Origin of the sequence: Streptomyces sp. NBC_00986 (assembly GCF_045162565.1) — a bacterium.
In the GTDB taxonomy this organism is placed as follows: domain Bacteria; phylum Actinomycetota; class Actinomycetes; order Streptomycetales; family Streptomycetaceae; genus Streptomyces.
The window spans coordinates 7,836,129-7,851,184 of sequence record NZ_CP108733.1 but is presented as its reverse complement, the minus strand read 5'-3'; the positions used below and the strand labels follow the sequence as shown (position 1 = coordinate 7,851,184).

The following is a 15,056-nucleotide window of genomic DNA, read 5'->3' as shown; positions in this document are numbered from 1 at the left end:
CGACAGCCCTTTGGATCACTTGCCTTCGACAGGCCAGCAGGTCGGGTCGCCCTTGCACCAGATCGTCTTGGTGACCGTGACGGTCGGTCCCGGGCCGTAAGTCAGCGTCGGATTGGGGTTGTTCACGGACGACGGCGTCGCCGCGTTGCAGTCGCCGAGCCCCGTCACGTGGAAGACCTGCTTGCCGGCGACCTTGCCGACCAGGTCGCCGCGCACACACGCGCCGTCGACGGCCCGGGTGACCTTGCCGGTGACGGTGATGTCCCGGTTGTCGCTGGTCTGCCCCTGGCAGTCGACACTGACGACCGTGGTCTCGGTCGGTGAGGGCGTCTTCCCGGGCGTGTAGGCCTTGTTGTTGCTGCCGTAGTTGCCCGTGCAGGTCAGCCAACGCACGCTCACATGGTCCCGCTTGAGCTCCGCGGTCGCCGTCTTGTCCGTCGTGTACGCGACGGTCGCCGAGCTGAGATCGCCGGGCTGGCACGCGACGGCCCCGCCCACGGCGACCACCGCGAGCCCCGCCACAGCGGCCACCCGCCGCCCGCGCGGCCGAAGCAGGTTCCGTCTCAACACCCTCATGGGCGGCAGCCTGTCACCGTCCGGGCGCACACGGAAGAGCGCATACGGCCACCCGCGCGCCGGGGGCGCAATTCCCCGGCGGACAGCCTCAGCCGCGCAGCAGCAGCCACTCCTGAAGCTCCACCACATTGCCCTCGGGGTCCTTGAGATGGGCGACCCGCATCCGGTCCGTCATCGGCGCGGGCCCGTGCAGCAGCTCCGCGCCCCGGGCGGTGATCTGCCCGCAGTACCCGTCCAGGTCGTCCACCCGCAGCACCACCAGCGAGCGGTGCCCGGTCGCCAAGTCCCCCAGCTCACCCAGGACTTGGGCCATCATCGCCCGGTCCTGCAGAGCGATCCCGGCGGACCCGAGGGAGGGGGAGAACTTCTCGTACGGTCCCTCGGCCGCCCCCGACTGGGGCTTCAGGCCGAGGACTTCGGCGTAGAAGCGGTAGCAGGCGGCGAAGTCGGTGACAAGCAGCCGTACTTGGGCGAGTTCCACGGCGATCCCCCCTGGTTCAGGACCAGCGTCCGGTACGGCCCAGGAGCAGGGCGGTCGCCGCGGTCCCGGCCGTCGATGTACGCAGCACGCTACGCCCGAGCCGGTAGGCCTTCGCCCCCGCGTCCTCGAAGAGCGCCAACTCCTCGGGGGAGACGCCTCCTTCGGGGCCCACGACCAGCACGATCTCGCCCTCGGCGGGGAGTTCGGCGGTGGCCAGGGGCTCGCTGCCGTAGTCGCGGTCCTCGTGGAGGACGGCGGCGAAGTCGGCTTTGGCCAGAAGTGCCGCAACCTGTTTGCTCGTTGCCGCGTCCGCGACCTCCGGGAAGCGCAGCCGGCGGGACTGCTTGCCGGCCTCGCGTGCGGTGGCGCGCCACTTGGCCAGGGCCTTGAGACCCCGGTCGCCCTTCCACTGCGTGATGCAACGGGAGGCCGCCCAGGGGACGATCGCGTCGACGCCGGTCTCGGTCATCGTCTCCACGGCCAGCTCGCCGCGGTCGCCCTTGGGGAGGGCCTGGACGACGGTGATGCGGGGCGTGGGCTCCGACTCGGCGGGGAAATCGTGGAGTTCGACGATCAGGCGGTCCTTGCCCTCGGCCCTGAGGACGACACCGGAGGCGCCCCGGCCCTGTCCGTCCGTGAGCACGACGTCCTCGCCGGGCTGCAGCCGCCGTACGGAGACGGCGTGCCGTCCCTCGGGGCCGGCCACCTCGGCGATGGAGCCGGGGCCCACACCCTCCAGGGACTCGACGACGAACACCGGCGCGGTCATCGGAGGTCGCCCCCGGACGACAACGCTGTCCGGGCGGAGGCGAGTTCGGCGACCAGGACCTCGACCAGCTGGCCGGCGGGCAGTTCGCGGGCCATGCGGTGGCCCTGTCCGGCCCACAGGGCCATGCCCTGCGGGTCGCCGGACGCGGCGGCCTTCTTGCGGAGCGGGGAGGTCAGGTGGTGGATCTCCGGGTACGCGGCGGGGGCGTACGGGCCGTGCTCGCGCATGAAGCGGTTGACCAGGCCGCGGGCCGGGCGGCCGGAGAAGGCGCGGGTCAACTCGGTACGGGTGAACAGGGGGTTGGTGAGCGCCTGCTTGTGCAGCGCGTGGGCGCCGGACTCGGGGGCGGCGAGGAACGCCGTGCCGAGCTGGGCCGCGCTCGCGCCCGCCGCGAGGGCCGCGGCGATCTGGCTGCCGCGCATCAGACCGCCGGCGGCGACTATCGGGAGGTTCACGGTCTCGCGGATCTGGGCGACGAGGGAGAGCAGGCCGAGGCTCGCGCCGTCGTTCTCCGGGAGGTCGCGGTGGGTGCCCTGGTGGCCGCCGGCCTCGACGCCCTGCGCGATCACCGCGTCGGCACCGGCCCGCTCCACGGCGAGGGCCTCCTCGACGGTGGTGACGGTGACGAGGGTGAAGGTGCCGGCCCGGCGCAGCGCGTCCAGCACCTCCGGCGTCGGGATCCCGAAGTGGAAGGAGGCCACCGGCACCGGGTTGTCGAGCAGGACGGACAGCTTGGCGTCGTAACCGTCCTCACGGCCGCTGTCCGGGTCGCCGAGCTCCGTGTCGTACCACTGGGCCTCGCCGGCCAGCTGGTGGGCGTAGACGTCGACCGCGGCCTTGTCCGCGTACTCCGGCTGCGGCATGAAGAGGTTCACGCCGAAGGGGCGGGCCGTCAGGCTCCGCAGCTGCTTGATCTCCTGGTACATGCCGTCGGCCGTTTTGTACCCGGCGGCGAGGAATCCCAGCCCGCCGGCCTCGGCCACGGCGGCCGCGAGACGCGGGACGGAGACACCGCCCGCCATCGGGGCCTGCACGATCGGATGAGGGAAGAGATCGGTCAGTGCGGAGGACATGACGGCATGTTGTCACGTCCTCCGAACAAGTCCGAATCCGGCCTTGGCGCTGGCACATGCCAGTACTTTCAGCCGGTTCGGCCGGGGAGGGCGAGGCCGTTCGGACCGGAGCCGGCTCAAAGAGAGGGTCCGGGGGCGGCTGCCCCCGGACCCTCTCAGCGACCGTTGAAAGCGTCCTTGAGGCGCGAGAACAGCCCCTGCTGACCCGGCTGGAACGTCCCCGTGGGCCGCTCCTCGCCGCGCAGCTTGGCCAGTTCGCGCAGCAGGCGTTCCTGCTCCACGTCCAGCTTGGTCGGGGTGGTGACCTCGACGTGGACGATGAGGTCGCCCCGGCCGCCGCCGCGCAGATGTGTGATGCCGCGGGTGTGCAGCGGGATCGACTGGCCGGACTGGGTGCCCGGCCTGATGTCGACCTCCTCCATGCCGTCGAGCGTCTCCAAGGGCACCTTCGTGCCCAGGGCCGCCGCCGTCATCGGAAGGGTGACCGTGCAGTGCAGGTCGTCGCCGCGGCGCTGGAACATCGCGTGCGGCAGCTCGTGGATCTCGACGTACAGGTCTCCGGCGGGGCCGCCACCGGGGCCGACCTCGCCCTCGCCCGCTAGCTGGATCCGCGTGCCGTTGTCCACGCCCGCCGGGATCTTGACGGTGAGCGTGCGCCGCGAGCGGACGCGGCCGTCGCCGGCGCACTCCGGGCACGGCGTCGGCACGACCGTGCCGAAGCCCTGGCACTGGGGGCAGGGGCGGGACGTCATGACCTGGCCCAGGAAGGACCGGGTCACCTGCGAGACCTCACCGCGCCCGCGACACATGTCACAGGTCTGCGCGGAGGTGCCGGGGGCCGCGCCCTCGCCGTTGCAGGTGTTGCAGACGACGGCCGTGTCGACCTGGATGTCCTTCGTGGTGCCGAAGGCAGCCTCGTCGAGCTCGATCTCCAGCCGGATCATGGCGTCCTGGCCACGGCGGGTGCGCGAGCGCGGTCCGCGCTGCGACGCCGTACCGAAGAACGCGTCCATGATGTCCGAGAAGTTCCCGAAGCCACCGGCCCCGAAGCCCGCGCCCGCGCCGCCGGCCTGCGAGAGGGGGTCGCCGCCGAGGTCGTAGACCTGCTTCTTCTGCGGGTCCGAGAGCACCTCGTAAGCGGCGTTGATCTCCTTGAACCGCTCCTGGGTCTTCGGATCCGGATTCACGTCCGGGTGCAGCTCGCGCGCGAGCCTACGGAAGGCCTTCTTGATCTCATCCTGCGACGCGTCGCGACGCACGCCGAGAACGGCGTAGTAGTCCGTGGCCACTTAGGACTCCGCCAGGATCTGTCCGACGTACCGTGCCACTGCGCGTACCGCTCCCATCGTTCCCGGGTAATCCATGCGGGTCGGTCCGACCACGCCTAGCTTGGCGACTGCCTCGCCGCCCGAACCGTAGCCGACCGACACCACCGACGTGGAGTTGAGTCCCTCGTAGGCGTTCTCATGACCGATCCGTACGGTCATGCCCGAATCCCCCGCCTCACCAAGCAACTTGAGGAGGACGACCTGCTCCTCGAGTGCTTCCAGGATGGGGCGGATGGTGAGGGGAAAGTCATGTCCGAAGCGGGTGAGATTGGCGGTGCCGCCGATCATCAGCCGCTCCTCGGTCTCCTCGACGAGGGTCTCCAGGAGGGTGGAGAGCACCGTCGCGACCGTGCCGCGGTCCTCGGCCTCGAAGGCCTCCGGCAGGTCCTGCACGAGCAGCGGTACGTCGGCGAAGCGGCGGGCCGCGACCCGGCTGTTGAGCCGCGCGCGTAGATCCGCGAGCGAGCTCTCCCCGAAGGGCGCCGGGCAGTCGACCATGCGCTGCTCGACCCGCCCGGTGTCGGTGATCAGCACGAGCATCACGCGCGCGGGAGCCAGCGACAGCAGCTCCACGTGCCGGACGGTCGAGCGGGTCAGGGACGGGTACTGCACGACGGCGACCTGCCGGGTGAGCTGCGCGAGCAGCCGTACCGTGCGGCCGACGACGTCGTCGAGGTCGACCGCGCCGTCGAGGAAGTTCTGGATGGCCTTGCGCTCGGGGCCGGTCATCGGCTTGACGCCGGCGAGCTTGTCGACGAAGAGCCGGTAGCCCTTGTCGGTCGGGATGCGCCCGGCACTCGTGTGCGGCTGGGCGATGTAACCCTCGTCCTCCAGGGCCGCCATGTCGTTGCGCACGGTCGCCGGGGAGACGCCGAGGCTGTGCCGCTCGGTGAGCGCCTTGGACCCCACCGGCTCCTCGGTGCCGACATAGTCCTGGACGATGGCGCGCAGCACCTGAAGCCTGCGTTCGCTGAGCATCGCGCACACCTCCAGTTCTGGTCGCCGTTTTGGTACCGGGCTGCCCTTTCCTGGCACTCTGTGCGCGTGAGTGCCAGCGTTCCCCGGCCCAGTGTACGGCCGTGAGGTACACCCCGGGCAAGGCCGGTCCTGCGATGTCACGCCCTGAGTGCCGTCACCGTTAGCGTCGCCGTATGAGGGTGACTTGGGAAGAGGCGGGGTGGGAGCGGCTGGCGGACGGGGTGGGCCGGTGCCGGCTGCCTGGCTGGGACTGCACGGTCGGGCTGGTCGTGGGGGCGGGCTCGGCGCTGATGATCGACGCCGGGTCGAGCCTGGCGGAGGGCGCGCGGTTGCACACGGAGGCGCGGGCGCTCGCCGGTCACGCTGTGACCCATCTCGCGCTCACCCACGCCCATTTCGACCACGTCTTCGGAGCGGCGGTGTTCGCGGACGCGGAGGTGTACGGCGCGGTGGGCGTGGAGCGGGTGTTGACGCGTGAGCGGGAGGCGCTGCGTAAGGACGCCGTTGAAAACGGGCTCCACGCGCGTGTGGCCGACGAGGCCGTAGCCGCCCTGACGTACCCGCGTCACCTGGTGCCGGACGAGCAGACACTCTCCCTGGGCGGCGACCGACAGGCCCTGCTCGCGAATGTCGGCCCCGGACACACGGCCCACGACCTCGCCGTCCTGGTCCCCGGCTCCCGGCCGGTCGTGTTCTGCGGCGATCTGGTCGAGGAGTCCGGCGAACCACAGGCGGGCCCCGACGCCGTACCGCCCCACTGGCCTGCGGCGCTCGACCGTCTCCTCGCCCTGGGCGGGGAGGACGCGCTGTACGTGCCCGGTCACGGAACGGTGGTGGACGCGGGGTTCGTGCGGGCCCAACGGGACGCGTTGGCAACGCGTTTCGGCGTGTCGTGACGGCCGTCGCCCCGGTTCTCCTATCGTCATCCGAATGCGCCAGTACTCCGCCGATCTGACCCCGCCGTGGAAGAAGCCCAAGCCGGCCCCCGAGGTCCCCGCGGAGGCGGGCCTGGTGGTCGAGGAGCCGGGCACCGGTTTCTGCGGCGCGGTGATCCGCTGCGAGGCCGGCACGGTCACCCTGGAGGACCGCTTCGGCAAACACCGGGTGTTCCCGATGGAACCGAGGGGCTTCCTGCTGGAGGGCCGCGTGGTGACCCTGGTGAAGCCCGTATCGAGTCCCCTACGGCCCACTCGTACGGCATCCGGTTCGGTGGCCGTCCCGGGTGCACGCGCGCGTGTGGCTCGCGCCGGGCGGATCTACGTCGAGGGCCGGCACGACGCCGAGCTCGTCGAGCGGGTGTGGGGCGACGACCTGCGTATCGAGGGCGTGGTGGTCGAGTACCTGGAGGGCGTCGACGACCTCCCGTCGATCGTCGCGGAGTTCGATCCCGGCCCGGACGCGCGGTTGGGCATCCTGGTGGACCACCTGGTGCCGGGCACCAAGGAGTGGCGCATCGCCCAGTCGGTCACCAGCGAGCACGCGCTCGTCGTGGGCCACCCGTACATCGACATCTGGGAGGCCGTGAAACCGTCCTCCGTGGGCATCACCGCATGGCCCCGCGTCCCACACGGGCAGGACTGGAAGACGGGCGTGTGCCGTTCCCTGGGTTGGCCGGAAAACACCGGTGCGGTGTGGCAGGCGATTCTGGCCAAGGTGGGGTCTTACAAGGACCTGGAGCCGGAACTGCTGGGGCGGGTGGAGGAGTTGATCGACTTCGTCACGGTCGGCGGTGAGGCCTGACTCCGGGAAGCGTGCCGAACCCACTGGTATCCAACTCGACGTCGAGCAGGTCCAAGGGCACGGGGTCGCCGAACTTGGTGATGCGTTGCACCTGATAGTCGGCCGCGTCACCCACACCTTGGGGTTCGGTGAGCAGCACGCATTGGGCCATGACCGGGTCAACGATCAGATAGGCCGGTACTTTGCCCGCGGCGTAGACCGAGCGCTTGACGCCGTAGTCCCGGTCGACGCTGGTCTTGGAGACGACCTCGACCACCAAGGTGATCAGCCGACACGGCAGCAGGCGCCCTGACTCCGGGCTGACGCCACGCTCCAGCACGACCAAGTCCGGTACCGGCTCGCTGGCTTCGTCGATGATGTCAACGTCCTGAGTCTGCAGCCGCTCCCAACGCCGATGCGGGATCTGGTCCTGCACCTCCGCGACGATCCGGTTGTGCACCAGATCAGGGCTGGACATCATCACGACTTCCCCCCGGAGAAGCTCCGCCTTGATGCCGTCGGGAGGCTCGAACCCCGCGAAGAACTCGGCCATCCCACGCTCATCCACAGCGGTCATCTCCGTGGTCCTCCACATCCGCCGCGTTCTGTCGACGGCAGCCTAGGAACCAGCGTAAGGACCGAACCGACGTTCCGCACTGATTCACTCCCCCGGGTGAATCAGTCCACCAAGTCCCTGACCACGGCGTCGGCCAGCAACCGCCCCCGCAACGTAAGCACCGCACGCCCCGCCTCATACGGCCCCGCCTCCAGCAGCCCCTCCCCCAGCGCCCGGCGCGAAGCCGCGAGCCCCTCCGGGCGGAGCAGGTCCAGCGGTGCGCCCTCGCGGAGTCGTAGCTCCAGGAGGATGCGTTCTACGCGGCGGTCCTCCTCGGAGAGGATTTCCCGCCCCGCGCCCGGTGAGCGGCCCGCCGCCAGTGCCCCCGCGTACGCGCCCGGGTGCTTCACGTTCCACCACCGGACCCCGCCGACGTGCGAGTGGGCTCCGGGGCCCGCGCCCCACCAGTCGGCGCCGCGCCAGTAGAGCTCGTTGTGGAGACAACGGCCGGAATTCGACGTTGCCCAGTTCGAGACCTCGTACCAGTCGAAGCCCGCCGCCGACATCACCTCGTCGGCGATCAGGTAGCGGTCGGCGTGGACGTCGTCGTCCGTCATGGGGACCTCGCCGCGGCGGATGCGGCGGGCGAGCTGGGTGCCCTCCTCGACGATCAGGGCGTAGGCGCTGATGTGGTCGGGGCCCGCGCCGAGGGCGGAGTCGAGGGAGGCGCGCCAGTCGTCGTCCGTCTCGCCGGGGGTGCCGTAGATCAGGTCGAGGTTGACGTGGTCGAAGCCGGCCGCGCGGGCCTCCGCGACGCAGGCCTCGGGGCGGCCGGGGGTGTGGGTGCGGTCGAGGATCTTCAGTACGTGCTGTTTCGCGCTCTGCATGCCGAAGGAGACGCGGTTGAAGCCGCCGTCGCGGAGGGCCGCGAGGTAGGCGGGGTCCACCGACTCCGGGTTCGCCTCCGTCGTGATCTCCGCGTCCGGTGCCAGGCCGAACTCGTCCCGGACCGCGCCCAGCATCCGTACGAGATCGCCCGCCGCGAGCAGCGTGGGGGTGCCGCCGCCGACGAAGACCGTGCGGACCGGGCGGGGGTCGTCGCCTAGGACCTTGCGGGCCAGGCGGATCTCGTCGATCAGGGTGTCCGCGTAGTTGTCGCGGGAGGCCAGCACTCCGCCCGTGCCGCGCAGCTCGGTCGCCGTGTAGGTGTTGAAGTCGCAGTAGCCGCAGCGGGTCGCGCAGTACGGGACGTGCAGATAGAACCCGAGGGGGCGGTCGGCGGCCCCGGCGAGCGCCTGTGCGGGCAGGGAGCCGTCTTCGGGGACGGGTTCGCCGTCGGGGAGTGCGGAAGGCATGTCCTCCATTGTCCAGCACCGGTACGGCTACCTACTCCGCCTGTTCCGCCTGGAGCACCAGCAGCGCCATGTCGTCCTCCGGCGGGCGGCCGCCGAACTCGTGGACGAGGCGTTTGATGCGCTCCGCGATCAGCTCGGCGCTCAGCCCCGCGCACCCGGCGAGCGCGGTCGCCAGCCCGTCGCCGTCGTCGAACTGGACCGACCCCGAGCGCCGCTCGGTCACCCCGTCCGTGACGCACAACAGGCTGTCGCCGGGCCGGAGTTCGAAGGTCTCGCTGGTGTACGTCACGTCCTCGATGACCCCGAGGAGGGTCTGCGGGCGGGCTGCCGTGCCGACGCTGCCGTCCGGGCCGAGGAGGAGGGGCAGCGGGTGGCCGGCGGAGGCGAGGGTGCAGCGGACGCCGCCGTCGAAGGGGACCAGCTCGCCGTAGAGGAGGGAGAGGAAGCGGGGGCCGTCGCCGACCGGGCCCGGCATGCCGCCCGCGGCCACGAGGGCGTGGGCGGCCGCGTCGGCGGCCTCGGTGGCGTCGTCGAGGAGGAGCTGGTTGAGCCGGTCGAGGACGTCGCCGACGCCGTAGCCCTCGCGGGCGAGGAGCCGTAGCCAGGGGCGGGCCAGGCCGATCACCACGGCGGCCTCGGGGCCCTTGCCCTGGACGTCGCCGAGGGCGAAGCACCAGCGGCCGTCGCCGGCGGGGAAGAGGTCGTAGAAGTCGCCGCTGGGGCCGCCCTTGTCGCACGGTTCGTAGACGAGGGCGCTGTGCACGCCCGGGATCTCGGCGACCGCGCCGGGGAGCAGGCCGCGCTGGAGTACGCGGCTGATGGTGGCCTGGCGGGCGTACTGGCGGGCCGCGCCGATGGCGAGCGCGACGCGGCGGCTGAGGTCCTCGACCAGGCCGGTGACCTCGTCGGGGAAGCGGGGCAGCCCGGACCGTCCGATGACCAGCGTGCCGAGCGGACGGCCGCCCGCGATCAGGCGGTACGACAGTGCCGCGCCGTGGGTGCCGTGCGGGCCGAGCGCGTCGGCGGGCCAGGGGTAGGACACGGGCCGCAGGGTGTCCGGCGGCCGGGGCGGGTCCTTCTCCAGGGCGACGCGCAGCTCCTCGATGCGGTTCTCGCTGCCGTGCCAGACGCGGGCGAGGCGCGGCCCGGTGCCGGTCCCGGCGCCCTCGCCCCAGCCTCCGCCGCGGCCCATCGCCTCGTCCTCCAGCCATACGGCGCACCAGTCGGCCAGCCTCGGCACGATCAGCTGTCCGGCGAGCGCGGCGACGAGGTCCTCGTCGAGCTGTCCGGCGAGGAGGTCGGAGGCCTCGGCGAGGAAGGAGAGGGCGCCGCGGCCGAGCCAGTCCCGGTCGCGTTCGGCGCGCTGGGGTTCTGGGGCGAGGTTCTCGGCGACGCGGAGGCCTCGTTCACCGGCGTAGGTCTCCAACTCCTCGGCGGCCGGGGTGCCTTCGGCGGGCAGGCGGGCCCAGACGGTCTTGACGCCGGTGCGATAGGTGACGCCCCAGGCCTCGGCGAGCGTGGAGACGAGGCGCAGGCCGCGGCCGAACTCCGGTGTCTCGTAAGCCGGTTCGGCGTTGTTGTCGCGTGGGGCGCGGGAGGGGTGGTGGTCGGCGACCTCGACGACGATCGAGTCCGTCTCCTCGAGGCGGCACACCAACTCGACGTCCGTGCCCGCGTGCACGACGGCGTTGGTGACGAGTTCACTGACGACGACCATCGCGTCGTCGGCCAGCCGGTCGGTGAGCTTCTCGGTGCCGGGCAGGCCGAGTTCGGCCCACTCACGGAGTGCGGAGCGCACCAGGCCGCGGGCGGAACCGGGCGCGAGGGGGCTGCCGGAGAGCGTGGCGCGTACCGTCGTACGCCGGTCCGCGCCGTGGTGCGCGGGCGCATCGGGAGCAAGCCAAGTGGTCTCCCGTTGCGTCGGTATGGCCCCCATGCGCAGCTCCCCGAGCAGTTCGGACGAATACGCCTCGATCGATGCGGACAGAGTGACAGACTGACCGCGCGCATAAGCGCCGAGTTACCGAAGTGGGCCGCCATGAGTGAGAACAGTGCTACGCGTGTGCTCGAAGACGGTCACAAAGACGACTGGATTCGAGCATCCGATCTCCGTCCGCTGCTCGCCGTGATGACGGCCGCCCGCGACGGCGACTTCACGAAGGCGCCGGAGACGGGCCACGGCATGGTGGCCGAACTGACCGCCGCCTTCAACCAGATCATGGACCGCAGCACCCACTTCAACTCCGAGACGCAGCGCGTCAGGCGGGAGCTGATCCGCCACGGCCGCCTGGACGAGCGTCTCTCGGCCAGCCCCGGCCAGGGCGGCTGGACCTCCCGCGTCAACGACGTCAACCAGCTCCTCGACGCCCTGGTCGCCCCGGCGGCCAACGCGACCCGGGTCCTGGACGCGGTGGCGGGCGGCGACCTGACCCAGCGCGTCGATCTGCACGACGGCAGCAGGCAGTTGCGCGGTGATCTACGGCATCTGGGCCGGGCCGTGAACAAGATGGTGGACCAACTCTCCCTGTTCACCGGCGAGGTGACCCGGGTGGCCCGCGAGGTCGGCACCGAGGGCAGACTCGGCGGCCGGGCCAAGGTGACGCGGCTGTCCGGCAGTTGGCGCGATGTGACCGAGGCGGTCAACACGATGGCGTCCCGGCTGACCGCGCAGGTGCGGGACATCGCCCTGGTGACGACGGCGGTGGCGCGCGGCGACCTGACGCGTACGGTCACCGTCGAGGCGACCGGCGAGCTGCTCGAACTCAAGCTCACCGTGAACACGATGGTCGACCAGCTCTCCGCCTTCGCGGACGAGGTGACGCGTGTCGCCCGCGAGGTGGGCACCGAGGGGCAGTTGGGCGGTCGCGCGCAGGTGCGGGGCGTGTCCGGGGTCTGGAAGGACCTCACCGACAACGTCAACTTCATGGCTTCGAACCTGACTTCACAGGTCCGCAACATCGCCCAGGTGACGACCGCCGTGGCGAACGGCGACCTGTCACAGAAGATCACCGTCGACGCGCAGGGCGAGATCCTGGAGTTGAAGTCGACCATCAACACGATGGTGGACCAGCTCTCCGCTTTCGCCGACGAGGTCACGCGCGTGGCCCGAGAGGTCGGCACCGAGGGCAACTTGGGCGGGCGCGCGCAAGTGCGAGGCGTCTCCGGCGTCTGGAAGGACCTCACCGACAACGTCAACTTCATGGCGGACAACCTGACTTCACAGGTCAGGAACATCGCCCTCGTGTCCACCGCCGTCGCGCAGGGCGACCTCGGTAAGAAGATCACGGTGGAGGCCAAGGGCGAGATCCTGGAGTTGAAGTCCACGATCAACACGATGGTCGACCAGCTCTCCGCCTTCGCCGACGAGGTCACACGCGTCGCCCGCGAGGTCGGCACGGAGGGCAACCTCGGCGGTCAGGCGCAGGTGCGGGGCGTCAGCGGGGTCTGGAAGGACCTGACGGACAACGTCAACTTCATGGCCCTGAACCTGACTTCGCAGGTGCGGAACATCGCTCAGGTGACGACCGCCGTGGCCAACGGCGACCTGTCGAAGAAGATCACCGTCGACGCCCGCGGGGAGATCCTCGAACTCAAGGACACCGTCAACACGATGGTGGAGCAGCTGCGCGCCTTCGCCGACGAGGTGACCCGGGTGGCCCGCGAGGTCGGCACCGACGGCCGACTCGGCGGCCGCGCCCAGGTGTTGGGCGTCTCCGGTGTCTGGCGCGACCTGACCGACAACGTCAACTACATGGCCGACAACCTGACTTCGCAGGTGCGGAACATCGCCCAGGTCGCGACGGCGGTGGCACAGGGCGACCTGTCGAAGAAGATCGACGTGGACGCGCGCGGCGAGATCCTGGAGCTGAAGACCACCATCAACACGATGGTCGACACCCTCTCCTCCTTCTCCTCCGAGGTCACCCGGGTGGCCCGCGAGGTCGGTTCCGAGGGCCAACTCGGCGGCCAGGCACGGGTGGAGGGCGTCTACGGCACCTGGAAGCGCCTGACGACCAACGTGAACGAACTCGCGCTCAACCTCACCACCCAGGTGCGCGCGATCGCCGAGGTGGCCTCGGCGGTGGCCCAGGGCGACATGTCCCGCTCGATCACGGTGGAGACCCAGGGCGAGGTCACCGAGCTCAAGGACAACATCAACCTGATGGTGGCCAACCTCCGCGAGACGACCCGCGCGAAGGACTGGCTGGAGTCCAACCTGGCCCGCCTCGCCGCGCTGATGCAGGGACACCGGGACCTGATGGAGGTCGCCGACCTGATCCTGCGCGAGCTGACACCGCTGGTGAACGCGCAGTACGGGGCGTTCTTCCTGGCCGATCCCGACGAGGACAGCCTGCGAACGGCCATCCCCGCCAAGGGACTTGCGTTCATCGCCGGGTACGGGTCGGCGCAGGCCGCGACCGTGGACACGGGCGCCATGCCGGTGCACGGGCTGGTGCGGCAGGCGGCGCGGGAGAAGAAGCGGATCCTGGTGGAGGAGGCCCCGCCGGACTACATCAAGATCAACAGCGGGCTCGGGGAAGCCGCCCCGGCGAGCGTGGTCATCATCCCGATCATCTTCGAGGACAAGCTCCTCGGCGTCATCGAACTGGCCTCGTTCTCCCGCTTCTCCGACGTCCACCTGGCCTTCTTCGACCAGTTCGTGAACACCATCGGCGTCGCGATCAACACCATCATCGCCAACTCCCGCACGGAGTCCCTGCTCGGCCAGTCCCAGCGGCTGGCCACGCAGTTGCAGGAACGTTCGGACGAACTCCAGAAGCAGCAGGCCGAGTTGCAGCGGTCCAACGCCGAACTGGAGGAGAAGGCAGCCCTGTTGGCGACCTCCTCGCAGTACAAGTCGGAGTTCCTGGCGAACATGAGCCATGAGCTGCGGACCCCGCTCAACTCCCTGCTGATCCTGGCCCGGCTGCTCTCCGACAACCCGGACGGCCGACTCTCCGACCAGGAAGTGCAGTTCGCGACCACGATCCACCGCTCCGGCTCGGATCTTCTCCAGCTCATCAACGACATCCTCGACCTGTCGAAGATCGAGGCCGGCCGCATGGACGTACGCCCGAAGCGGCTCCCGCTCATCAAGCTCCTCGACTACGTCCACGCCACGTTCCGCCCGCTCACCCTGGACCGGGGGCTCTCCTTCGAGGTGTCGGTCGGCGAGGACGTACCGCGCGAACTGTGGTCGGACGAGCAGCGGCTCCAGCAGATCCTGCGCAACCTCCTTTCCAACGCGATCAAGTTCACCGCCACCGGCCGGGTCGAACTCCGCGTCAACCGGGTCAAGGACCCCGAGCACCGCTACTCCGACGACAGCGACGAGGTCATCGTGTTCGCCGTCTCCGACACCGGGATCGGCATCGCCGCCGAGAAACTCCCGGTGATCTTCGAGGCGTTCCAGCAGGCCGACGGCACGACCAACCGCAAGTACGGCGGTACAGGGCTCGGGTTGTCCATCAGCCGTGAGATCGCGGGCCTGTTGGGCGGCCGTATCGTCGCCGAGAGCGAGCCGGGGCGGGGGTCCACCTTCACCCTCTACGTCCCCGTCGTCAGCCCCGGGCACGCGGCGGGCGGCGCGCCGCTCACCGAGGACCTCGAACTGCCGCTGCTGCACGAGCAGTTGTCCAGCGAGCCGTACACCTCGACCGAGGTGGACGACTCGTGGCCGACGCCCACGAAGCTGGAGGCGTGGAAGGCCGGGCGGGCGGGTCAAGTGCTGCCCGGGCGGCGGGTGTTGATCGTGGACGACGACATCCGCAACGTCTTCGCGCTCACCCATGTGCTGGGGCGGGTCGGGATGCCGGTGCTCTACGCGGAGAACGGCCGCGAGGGCATCGAGACGCTGGAGCGCAATCCCGACGTCGAACTCGTGCTGATGGACATCATGATGCCGGAGATGGACGGGTACGAGACCATCGCCGCCATCCGCCGCGCCCCGCGCTGGACCGGACTGCCCATCGTCGCGCTCACCGCGAAGGCGATGCCGGGCGACCGGGAGAAGTCCATCGCTCGGGGCGCCAACGACTACGTACCCAAGCCGGTGGATGTCGATCAGCTGCTGACCGTCGTCTGCGCGCTGCTGGATCCCGAGGGCGGGGCCGGGGCCGCGGTCGGGGACATCACGGTGGCGGATCCGGGTACTTCAGGTTCAGGTACTTCAGGTTCAGGTACTTCAGGCGAGACGGCGGCACCGCCGACGACTGAGTGAG

12 protein-coding genes are annotated in these 15,056 nt (G+C 70.5%); 3 read left to right on the top strand and 9 right to left on the bottom strand.

Translation table 11 applies throughout. From position 1 onward, the window contains the following. Positions 1-15: 15 nt before the first annotated feature. The 6 genes from OG504_RS35105 to hrcA all read right to left on the bottom strand — a co-directional run bounded on the left by OG504_RS35105 (position 16) and on the right by hrcA (position 5,205). The gene (locus OG504_RS35105) at positions 16-576 is read right to left on the bottom strand and encodes a hypothetical protein (RefSeq protein WP_405993387.1); all 561 of its coding nucleotides are present in this window, start codon (positions 574-576) and stop codon (positions 16-18) included. A gap of 88 nt (positions 577-664) precedes the next feature. After that, positions 665-1,057 carry a VOC family protein gene (locus OG504_RS35100; RefSeq protein ID WP_266856603.1) on the bottom strand — a complete coding sequence of 131 codons (393 nt, stop codon included), beginning with the start codon at positions 1,055-1,057 and terminating at the stop codon, positions 665-667. A 16-nt stretch (positions 1,058-1,073) separates the two neighbouring features. Continuing rightward, the gene (locus OG504_RS35095; RefSeq protein WP_405993386.1) at positions 1,074-1,826 is read right to left on the bottom strand and encodes a 16S rRNA (uracil(1498)-N(3))-methyltransferase; all 753 of its coding nucleotides are present in this window, start codon (positions 1,824-1,826) and stop codon (positions 1,074-1,076) included. After that, positions 1,823-2,899 carry a nitronate monooxygenase gene (locus OG504_RS35090; RefSeq protein WP_405993385.1) on the bottom strand — a complete coding sequence of 359 codons (1,077 nt, stop codon included), beginning with the start codon at positions 2,897-2,899 and terminating at the stop codon, positions 1,823-1,825. The genes OG504_RS35095 and OG504_RS35090 overlap by 4 nt, the downstream gene beginning before the upstream one ends. Before the next feature lie 155 nt (positions 2,900-3,054). Then, positions 3,055-4,188, bottom strand: coding sequence for a molecular chaperone DnaJ (gene dnaJ, locus OG504_RS35085; RefSeq protein WP_405993384.1), 1,134 nt, complete (start codon positions 4,186-4,188; stop codon positions 3,055-3,057). Continuing rightward, positions 4,189-5,205, bottom strand: a complete 1,017-nt coding sequence (gene hrcA, locus OG504_RS35080; RefSeq protein WP_033285942.1) for a heat-inducible transcriptional repressor HrcA — start codon at positions 5,203-5,205, stop codon at positions 4,189-4,191. It lies immediately after the preceding gene. A 173-nt stretch (positions 5,206-5,378) separates the two neighbouring features. On the opposite strand from hrcA, the gene OG504_RS35075 reads away from it, so the two are divergent. Continuing rightward, entirely contained in the window at positions 5,379-6,101 is a 723-nt protein-coding gene (locus OG504_RS35075; protein ID WP_405993383.1) for an MBL fold metallo-hydrolase, read from the top strand. A 34-nt stretch (positions 6,102-6,135) separates the two neighbouring features. After that, entirely contained in the window at positions 6,136-6,945 is an 810-nt protein-coding gene (locus tag OG504_RS35070; protein ID WP_405993382.1) for a DUF3097 domain-containing protein, read from the top strand. On the opposite strand, the gene OG504_RS35065 is transcribed toward OG504_RS35070, so the two are convergent. The 3 genes from OG504_RS35065 to OG504_RS35055 all read right to left on the bottom strand — a co-directional run bounded on the left by OG504_RS35065 (position 6,923) and on the right by OG504_RS35055 (position 10,771). Then, the gene (locus OG504_RS35065; RefSeq protein ID WP_405993381.1) at positions 6,923-7,501 is read right to left on the bottom strand and encodes a Uma2 family endonuclease; all 579 of its coding nucleotides are present in this window, start codon (positions 7,499-7,501) and stop codon (positions 6,923-6,925) included. The two genes, OG504_RS35070 and OG504_RS35065, sit on opposite strands and share 23 nt — an antisense overlap. Positions 7,502-7,602: 101 nt before the next feature. Continuing rightward, positions 7,603-8,835: a radical SAM family heme chaperone HemW gene (gene hemW, locus OG504_RS35060; RefSeq protein ID WP_405993380.1), complete on the bottom strand. Its 1,233-nt coding sequence runs from the start codon at positions 8,833-8,835 to the stop codon at positions 7,603-7,605. A 31-nt stretch (positions 8,836-8,866) separates the two neighbouring features. After that, a complete protein-coding gene (locus OG504_RS35055) occupies positions 8,867-10,771 on the bottom strand; it encodes a SpoIIE family protein phosphatase (RefSeq protein WP_405993379.1) in 1,905 nt (634 codons plus the stop codon). A gap of 102 nt (positions 10,772-10,873) precedes the next feature. Between OG504_RS35055 and OG504_RS35050 the strand changes: the two genes are divergently transcribed. Continuing rightward, on the top strand, positions 10,874-15,055 hold the full coding sequence (locus OG504_RS35050; RefSeq protein WP_405993378.1) for a HAMP domain-containing protein: 4,182 nt from the start codon (positions 10,874-10,876) through the stop codon (positions 15,053-15,055). The last annotated feature ends 1 nt before the right edge of the window (position 15,056 follow it).

Coding starts and splice junctions, on each gene's coding strand:
- hemW (WP_405993380.1), bottom strand. CDS start 8,835: ATGCCTTCCGCACTCCCCGACGGCGAACCCGTCCCCGAAGACGGCTCC.
- OG504_RS35055 (WP_405993379.1), bottom strand. CDS start 10,771: ATGGGGGCCATACCGACGCAACGGGAGACCACTTGGCTTGCTCCCGAT.
- OG504_RS35105 (WP_405993387.1), bottom strand. CDS start 576: ATGAGGGTGTTGAGACGGAACCTGCTTCGGCCGCGCGGGCGGCGGGTG.
- OG504_RS35095 (WP_405993386.1), bottom strand. CDS start 1,826: ATGACCGCGCCGGTGTTCGTCGTCGAGTCCCTGGAGGGTGTGGGCCCC.
- OG504_RS35065 (WP_405993381.1), bottom strand. CDS start 7,501: ATGACCGCTGTGGATGAGCGTGGGATGGCCGAGTTCTTCGCGGGGTTC.
- OG504_RS35075 (WP_405993383.1), top strand. CDS start 5,379: ATGAGGGTGACTTGGGAAGAGGCGGGGTGGGAGCGGCTGGCGGACGGG.
- OG504_RS35050 (WP_405993378.1), top strand. CDS start 10,874: ATGAGTGAGAACAGTGCTACGCGTGTGCTCGAAGACGGTCACAAAGAC.
- hrcA (WP_033285942.1), bottom strand. CDS start 5,205: ATGCTCAGCGAACGCAGGCTTCAGGTGCTGCGCGCCATCGTCCAGGAC.
- OG504_RS35070 (WP_405993382.1), top strand. CDS start 6,136: ATGCGCCAGTACTCCGCCGATCTGACCCCGCCGTGGAAGAAGCCCAAG.
- OG504_RS35090 (WP_405993385.1), bottom strand. CDS start 2,899: ATGTCCTCCGCACTGACCGATCTCTTCCCTCATCCGATCGTGCAGGCC.